Source organism: Methylobacterium sp., from assembly GCF_019750675.1.
Lineage (GTDB): Bacteria > Pseudomonadota > Alphaproteobacteria > Rhizobiales > Beijerinckiaceae > Methylobacterium.
This window is the reverse complement of sequence record NZ_JAIEOF010000066.1, coordinates 1-7,397: the sequence shown is the minus strand read 5'-3', so window position 1 is coordinate 7,397 and position 7,397 is coordinate 1. Positions and strand designations below refer to the sequence as shown.

Annotated in this window: 8 protein-coding genes, 1 tRNA gene and 2 pseudogenes; all 11 read right to left on the bottom strand. The window is 66.5% G+C overall.

What is annotated here, in order from left to right; all coding sequences use genetic code 11:
- Nucleotides 1–490 (bottom strand): annotated as a pseudogene (locus K2X24_RS03510) (DNA-directed RNA polymerase subunit beta); the annotation flags it as partial.
- A 251-nt stretch (nucleotides 491–741) separates the two neighbouring features.
- Nucleotides 742–1,116 (bottom strand): 50S ribosomal protein L7/L12, encoded by a 375-nt coding sequence (gene rplL / locus K2X24_RS03505; protein ID WP_292494687.1) that lies wholly within the window; start codon nucleotides 1,114–1,116, stop codon nucleotides 742–744.
- Nucleotides 1,117–1,173: 57 nt separating this feature from the next.
- Nucleotides 1,174–1,704: a 50S ribosomal protein L10 gene (rplJ, locus tag K2X24_RS03500; protein ID WP_244008523.1), complete on the bottom strand. Its 531-nt coding sequence runs from the start codon at nucleotides 1,702–1,704 to the stop codon at nucleotides 1,174–1,176.
- Nucleotides 1,705–2,366: 662 nt separating this feature from the next.
- Nucleotides 2,367–3,992 (bottom strand): B12-binding domain-containing radical SAM protein, encoded by a 1,626-nt coding sequence (locus K2X24_RS03495; RefSeq protein WP_292494684.1) that lies wholly within the window; start codon nucleotides 3,990–3,992, stop codon nucleotides 2,367–2,369.
- A gap of 135 nt (nucleotides 3,993–4,127) precedes the next feature.
- On the bottom strand, nucleotides 4,128–4,358 hold the full coding sequence (locus K2X24_RS03490) for a hypothetical protein (protein WP_292494682.1): 231 nt from the start codon (nucleotides 4,356–4,358) through the stop codon (nucleotides 4,128–4,130).
- Nucleotides 4,359–4,528: 170 nt separating this feature from the next.
- The gene (gene rplA / locus K2X24_RS03485) at nucleotides 4,529–5,227 is read right to left on the bottom strand and encodes a 50S ribosomal protein L1 (protein WP_292494680.1); all 699 of its coding nucleotides are present in this window, start codon (nucleotides 5,225–5,227) and stop codon (nucleotides 4,529–4,531) included.
- 12 nt (nucleotides 5,228–5,239) lie between these two features.
- Nucleotides 5,240–5,689 (bottom strand): 50S ribosomal protein L11, encoded by a 450-nt coding sequence (gene rplK / locus K2X24_RS03480; RefSeq protein WP_018044245.1) that lies wholly within the window; start codon nucleotides 5,687–5,689, stop codon nucleotides 5,240–5,242.
- A 218-nt stretch (nucleotides 5,690–5,907) separates the two neighbouring features.
- Nucleotides 5,908–6,441: a transcription termination/antitermination protein NusG gene (gene nusG / locus K2X24_RS03475; RefSeq protein ID WP_056218143.1), complete on the bottom strand. Its 534-nt coding sequence runs from the start codon at nucleotides 6,439–6,441 to the stop codon at nucleotides 5,908–5,910.
- Nucleotides 6,442–6,507: 66 nt separating this feature from the next.
- Nucleotides 6,508–6,810 carry a preprotein translocase subunit SecE gene (gene secE / locus K2X24_RS03470; protein WP_292494667.1) on the bottom strand — a complete coding sequence of 101 codons (303 nt, stop codon included), beginning with the start codon at nucleotides 6,808–6,810 and terminating at the stop codon, nucleotides 6,508–6,510.
- A 216-nt stretch (nucleotides 6,811–7,026) separates the two neighbouring features.
- Nucleotides 7,027–7,103, bottom strand: a tRNA-Trp gene (locus tag K2X24_RS03465).
- A 216-nt stretch (nucleotides 7,104–7,319) separates the two neighbouring features.
- A pseudogene (locus tag K2X24_RS03460) lies at nucleotides 7,320–7,397 on the bottom strand (elongation factor Tu); the annotation flags it as partial.

Sequence of the window (7,397 nt, the reverse complement as noted above, 5' to 3'; positions counted from 1 at the left end):
CGAAGAACACGCCCGGCGAGCGGTGCATCTGCGAGACGATGACGCGCTCGGTGCCGTTGACGATGAAGGTGCCGTTCTCCGTCATCAGGGGCATGTCGCCCATGTAGACGTCCTGCTCCTTGATGTCCTTGACGGACTTGGCGCCGGTGTCCGGGTCCACATCGAACACGATGAGGCGCAGCGTGACCTTGAGCGGGGCCGCGAAGGTGATGCCGCGCTGGCGGCACTCGTCGACGTCGTATTTCGGCTGCTCGAACGTGTACTTCACGAATTCGAGGAGCGCCGTGGAGGAAAAGTCCGAGATCGGGAACACCGACTTGAACACGGTCTGCAGGCCTTCGTCGCCCCGTCCGCCTTCCGGCTCGTCCATGATCAGGAACTGGTCGTAGGATGCCTTCTGAACCTCGATGAGGTTCGGCATCTCGGCGACTTCCTTGATCTTGCCGAAGAACTTGCGAATCCGCTTGCGACCGACCAGCGTGTTGGCCATGGGTGACCTCGCTCCTACGTCCCGCGTACCGGGTGCCCGGGGAAGGCCTTACGCCTCCCGCAACCAGGCGATGGGCCCGCCCCGCCGGACGACGCCCACCCGAACTGAAAAACTCGTGGCCCTCGCGCGGGCCGGTCGGGTCGCTGCAAGCGACCTCGGCCCACGGGCGTGAACCCGCGGGCCTTGGGGGCCGTCAGGTCCGGAGGGACCCGACGGAAGCGGATGGGCCGGTGCGGCCCACCGGAAGAGTCTTACTTGAGCTCGACCTTGGCGCCAGCCTTCTCGAGCTGGGCCTTGAGCTTCTCGGCCTCTTCCTTGTTGACGGACTCCTTGACGGCCTTCGGGGCGCCCTCGACGAGGTCCTTGGCTTCCTTGAGGCCGAGGCCGGTGATCGCGCGGACCTCCTTGATGACCTCGATCTTCTTGTCGCCGGCGGCGGTGAGCATGACCGTGAACTCGGTCTGCTCCTCGGCGGCGGCAGCCGGACCGGCGGCGGGGCCGGCAGACACGGCGACGGCGGCGGCAGCCGAGACGCCCCACTTCTCTTCGAGCATCTTGGCGAGGTCAGCGGCCTCGAGAACGGTCAGCGAGGACAGGTCGTCGACGAGCTTGGCGAGATCAGCCATGTTGGTATTCCTTCGTAGATCGGTTTGAACGGATGGGTTGAAAAGGGCGATGCGGCCTCAGGCCGCTTCGCTCTGAGCCTCGTCCTTGGTGGCATAGGCCCCGAACACGCGGGCGAGCTTGGCCGCCGGTGCGTTGACGACCTGGGCGATCTTGGTCGCGGGAGCCTGGACCAGGCCCACGATCTTGGCGCGCAGTTCGTCGAGGGACGGGAGCGAGGCGAGCGCCTTCACACCGTCCGGGTTCAGGGCGGTCGTGCCCATGGCGCCGCCGAGGATCACGAGCTTATCGTTGACCTTGGCGAAGTCCACCGCAACCTTGGCGGCCGCGACCGGATCGCTCGAATAGGCGAGCAGGGTCGGGCCCTTCAGGAGGGGCTTGATGGAGGCGACGTCCGTGCCATCGAGAGCGATGTTGGCGAGGCGGTTCTTGGTGACCTTCACGGTGGCACCGGCCTGCTTCATCTGCGAGCGCAGCTTCTGCATGTCGGCGACCGTGAGGCCCTTGTAGTGGGCCACGACGACGACGGCGGTGTTCGCGAACACGCCGTTGAGCGTCGAGACGAGATCAGCTTTGGCTGTCCTGTCCACTGGGGCTCTCTCCGGTTGGCGGAACCCGAGGATGGGTCCGCCGGTTGCACATGCCGCCCGGGACGGAACTCGGCTTAACGAGAAGCCGGAACGTCCTTGGCGACGCTTCACGGCCCTGTCCCCCATCGCCCCCCGGAACGGGTGGACGACACGGGTGAGATGGTTCAAACCGATGCCTGACCCTGTCCGCACGGCGGACCGGGTGAGAGCAGTAGAATTTCGGTCTTCCCAGTCTGTGCAGGCTTGCGGATTAAGCCGGTGACCCGGCGCCTGCAGTCTCGGACAGGACATGACCGGACGAAGCTCAGAGGGGGTTTTATGCCCCGCAAAGCCTTCCGGCCAATACCGCCTGGTTGCCCAGACGATCTCTCAAAGGGAATACGACCAGCGGTCGATTCCTTTCGCATGTATGAAAACGTTGAGGGGGTCTATAGAGCCTTGCAAGCAGCCTGCCAAGTGCCCCGACCCGAGAAAAGCGCCGCGGACAGCGCTTTTCGCTTGACGCCTCGGACCAGCATCCGCCGGTCACGGCCGTGATGCCGCGCCCCTGACATGGCGCACTCCGCCCGCGCCGCATGATGCCCCGGGCGAGCCGGATTCAGACTGGCAAGAACTTCTACGGGCAAGAACTTAGACGGGCAGGAACTTACACGGGCAGGAGTTTACACGGGTAGGAATTTGCGCGCCACGCGCCACCACGGCTCGCGCGCCGCGCGCTTCTGATCGGCCTTCGCCGCGTAGAACGAGGCGTTGTGCTCCCCTCGGAGCGCTTCGCGGGTGAAGCGGATGAGGTGGTGGGCGACGAAGCCCATGTTGAACACCGCCTCGATCTGTCCGCGCCGCAGGGCATGGCCGGCGGCCCGCCAGAACACGCCGCGATAATCGGAGAGCAGTCCGACCCGCACCGCGATGTTGAAGCCCAGGATCAGGCCGCGTCGCAGATTGGTCCGGGTCAATTTCCCCTTGGTCGGGGTCTTGATCCGGTGCGGGTAGGTCCGCTCCACCTGGTAGCGGAAGCGCGCGAACAGGTTCTCGGGCTCGTAGGCATGGGCGATGGCTCGGCGCCAGCTCGCCACCACGTCGTCGTGGGGACGCTTGAACAGCACGTTGGATTCCAGCGCCGCATCGTGGGTCAGCCGGCCCTCGCGGGTCAGCCGGTCCCAGAGCGGCGTCTTCGGCAGGGCCTGGAGCAGGTTCATCGTCAGCACCGGCACCGCCGACTTGTCGATGAAGTCGATCAGCTTCTGCTCGGACTGGTCGGTATCCGTGTCGAGGCCGAGGATGATGCCCGAAGTGACTTCAAGGCCGAAGTTGTTGAGCGTCTCGATCGCCTCGTACATCGGCACGGCGGCGTTGTGCTTCTTGTCGATCCCCGCAAGGGCGTCCTCCTCCGGGGTCTCGATGCCGACGAAGACGGTCATGAAGTTGGCTTGGCGCATCAGCTCCAGGATGTCGGGCTGCTTGGCCATGTTCAGCGTCGCCTCGCAGGCGAACTGAAGCGGGTAGTCGTTCTTCTTCTGCCACGCCACGAGGTGGGGCAGCATGTCCTTCGTGGCCTTGCGGTTGCCGATGAAGTTGTCGTCGACGAAGTAGACCACGGCCGGATGGCCGGGCTGGGCCACGATGGCGTCGAGCTCCGCGAGCATCTGCTCGGGGGATTTCAGGCGGGGCTGACGGCCGTAGAGTTGCGGGATGTCGCAGAACTCGCAGCGATAGGGGCAGCCGGACGAGAATTGCAGCGAGCCGATGAGGTAGCGCTTGAGCGGGGCAGCCTCGTAGGCCGGGGCCGGGAAGTCCGAGAGCGGCAGGCGCTCCTTGGTCTCCAGGCGGACCTGGCTCGCCGGGATCGAGACGTCCCGGTCGAGGATCGCGACCAGTTCGTCGGTGGCGTCGCCGATCTCGCCGATGTGCAGGTAGTCGAATTCGGGGTACTGCTCGGGGGAGCCGGAGACCGAGGGACCGCCCAGTGCCGTGACCTTACCGGCCGCGTGCGCCCGCGCGTAGATGTCCCGGATCTGCGGGGCCTGGATGTGCATGCCGGACACGAACACCGCGTCGGCCCAGGCGAAGTCCGCCGGTCCCGCCCGGGTGATGTTCTCGTCGATGAACCGGTACTCCCAGGTCTCCGGCATGTAGGCTGCGATCAGCAGCAGCCCCTGGGGCGGCATGAAGGCCTTCACGCCGCCCATCAGGGGGTAGGCGTGAGAGAAGGTCCCGAAGGACGGCGTATAGGCGGGAAAGACGCACAGGATGCGTCGCTTCGAGATCACGGAGAGGGTGCATCGCATGGGAGCATACCTAGCACAGGCATCCGCGAAGGCGTCACCCTCACGTGTTGTTTTCTCGGGTCTTTTCGGAGGCTTCCCCACTCGGTGAGGGCGCGGGGCTGAGCGCCATCACGCGTGTTTGAACGGGCGCGCCTCCTATTCCACGTGAGCCTCGTCCCCGTTCAGGGCCAGGCTCCGCAGGATCTGGAGCCCGGTGCCGAGCCGCGCCAGCGGCGGGGAGCCGAGAGCGAGGCGGACGCCGTTCGGCGGGGTGGCGGGGCCGACCGTGAAGGCGCTCGCGGATGAGCCGTAGACCGCGTCCTCGATGCAGACGAGGTCGTGTGCGGCGAGCAGCCGGGCGATTGCTCCGCGGCGCTCGGCGCTCATTGTGTCGCTGAGCGGGCTCTGAAGGACGGGATTGGAGTTAGGGGCCGCGCAGCGGGGTGTCGCGATGCGCCTGTGGAAGGCTGGAAGCCGTTCTGGCGGGCTTGAGCGCAAACAAAAACGCCCGGCCGTGAGGCCGGGCGTTTCCTATTCGTCCACGCGAAGGGCGTGAATCAGGCGGTGAGCACCGTCGAGGGCTCGACCTTGACGCCCGGACCCATCGAGGAGGTCACGGCGACGCGCTGAACGTACTGGCCCTTGGCGCCGGCGGGCTTGGCCTTTGCCACAGCGTCGGCGAACGCCTTGATGTTCTCGACGAGCTTGTCGGCATCGAACGAGACCTTGCCGATGCCGGCATGGATGATGCCGGCCTTCTCGACGCGGAACTCCACCGAACCGCCCTTGGCGCCGGCGACGGCGCCCTTCACGTCCATGGTGACGGTGCCGACCTTCGGGTTCGGCATCAGGCCGCGCGGGCCGAGCACCTTGCCGAGACGGCCGACGAGGGGCATCAGGTCCGGGGTCGCGATGCAGCGATCGAACTCGATCTTGCCGCTCTGGACGATCTCGAGGAGGTCCTCGGCGCCCACGATGTCGGCGCCGGCGGCCTTGGCTTCATCCGCCTTGGCGCCGCGGGCGAACACAGCCACCCGCACCGTACGGCCGGAGCCGTTGGGCAGGTTGCAGACGCCACGGACCATCTGGTCAGCGTGGCGCGGGTCGACGCCGAGGTTGATCGAGATCTCGACGGTCTCGTCGAACTTGGCGCTGGCCTTCTCCTTCACGAGCTTGATCGCCTCGTCGATGGGATAGAGCTTGAGCGCGTCGATGCCCTCGCGGGCGGCGCGGATGCGCTTGCCTTCGTGTGCCATTGTGCCCTCCCCTTAAGCGACGACGTCGAGGCCCATGGCCCGCGCGGAGCCACGGATCATGGCGACGGCGGCGTCAACCGAGTCGCAGTTCAGGTCGGGCATCTTCTTCTCGGCGATCTCGCGCAGTTGCGCCTCGGTCACCTTGCCCACGGTCGGGCCCTTGCCCGGGGTCTTCGAGCCGGAAGCCGGCTTCTTGCCGATCTTCAGGCCGGCGGCCTTCTTCAGGAAGAAGGTGACCGGCGGCTGCTTCATCTCGAAGGTGAAGGAGCGGTCCTGGTACGCCGTGATGACGACCGGGATCGGGGTGCCCTTCTCGATCTGAGAGGTCTTCGCGTTGAAGGCCTTGCAGAATTCCATGATGTTGAGACCGCGCTGACCGAGCGCGGGGCCGATGGGCGGCGACGGGTTCGCGGCGCCGGCCGGAACCTGAAGCTTCACGTAGCCCGTGATCTTCTTTGCCATAGGGACTGCTCCCAAAGAATGCCCGGCACCCGGCTGGCCTCAGCGCAGGTGGGACGGGCGGTTGCAGGTCGCGGTGCGGTCCGTGCGTCCCGGCGGCGAACCGGGCGGGCCTCCCGCGTGTGACACCGTCGCGGAGGACGGTGGTTTCGCGCCGCGGCCGGAGCCGAGCGGAACATCGAAGGGCGAGCTGCTGGCGGCTCGCCCGAACTTGCGTCGTGTCAGACCTTCTCGACCTGGCCGTATTCCAGTTCGACCGGCGTGGCGCGGCCGAAGATCGACACGGCGACCTTGAGGCGCGACCGGCTCTCGTCGATCTCCTCGACGGTGCCGTTGAAGGAGGCGAAGGGGCCGTCGGAGACGCGAACCGTTTCGCCGATCTCGAAGGAGACGGAGGGCTTGGGACGATCGACGCCTTCAGCGACCTGACCCTTGATGCGCTCGGCCTCGGCATCCGGGATCGGAACCGGCTTCGACTTGTCGGCCCCGAGGAAGCCCGTGACCTTCGGGGTGTTCTTGATGAGGTGGTAGACCTCGTCGGTCAGGTCGCACTTCACCAGGACGTAGCCGGGGAAGAACTTGCGCTCGGCATCGACCTTGCGGCCGCGACGCACCTCGACGACCTTCTCGGTCGGGACCATGACCTCGTCGAACAGCTCCATCAGGCCACGCTGGGCCGCCTGATCCTTGATGGACTGCGCGACCTTGTTCTCGAAATTCGAGTAGGCGTGGACGATGTACCAGCGCTTCGACACGGTTCTCACCAAATCCTGACGTCAGTCAGCCCGATCGCGCCGCAGCGTGCCCAGGCCGAGAAGTTGTTAGGCGCCGACCCCGAGGATCAGGGTCACGAGATAGCGCAGCGCCTGGTCCACCACCGTGAAGAAGATGCTCGCCACCACCACCATGATGAACACCATCACGGTGGTCACGACGGTCTCCTTGCGGCTCGGCCACGTGACCTTGCGGCCCTCGTCGCGAACCTGGGCCAGGAACTCTGCCGGGCCGACGCGCTTCTGCGCGGGGCGCACGGGCGGGGTCGCCCGCGGGGGCGTCGGCGTGGCGGAACCGCGCTGCGGGGTGCGCGCGAGATCCACGTTCTTCGATGCTTCGTTCGATGCCATGGCGCCAACAACAGGGAGATCGGCCCGAGCTTCGGGAAAGCGCCATGCGGCGGCTCCGGGGAGGAGCCTGCATCGACGACCTTCATCGATCTCGGAAGGCGACCGCTCTAACGCAAGTCGCCGGGCTTGTCGACTGCGCCCGGCCTGACGTCGCGAGGTAGCGATCTACTGGAAAGGAAGAGGGCGGGGAGGGTCGACAGGTCTGACGCGGCCAAATGGCAGGAGTGGAGGGACTCGAACCCGCAACCTCCGGTTTTGGAGACCGGCGCTCTGACCAGTTGAGCTACACTCCTATGCGGAGGACGAGTCCTCCGCCGCGGCGCTGCTATAGACCGGCCGAGACGGCTTCGCAATGGTCAAACCGCGTCGTCAGCGAAGAACCTGCGCTGCGGTGCGGGCCGCCTGCGTGAGCCCCGTAAAACGACGACGGCGCCCCGGGCTGAGCCGGGGCGCCGCGTCACGTTCGTTGCCGCTCGGGCGACCGGGAAGGCCGCCCGGTGGAGTTCGAACTACTCGTTGATGGCGGCGACGACGCCGGCGCCGACGGTGCGTCCGCCTTCACGGATGGCGAAGCGCAGCTTCTCTTC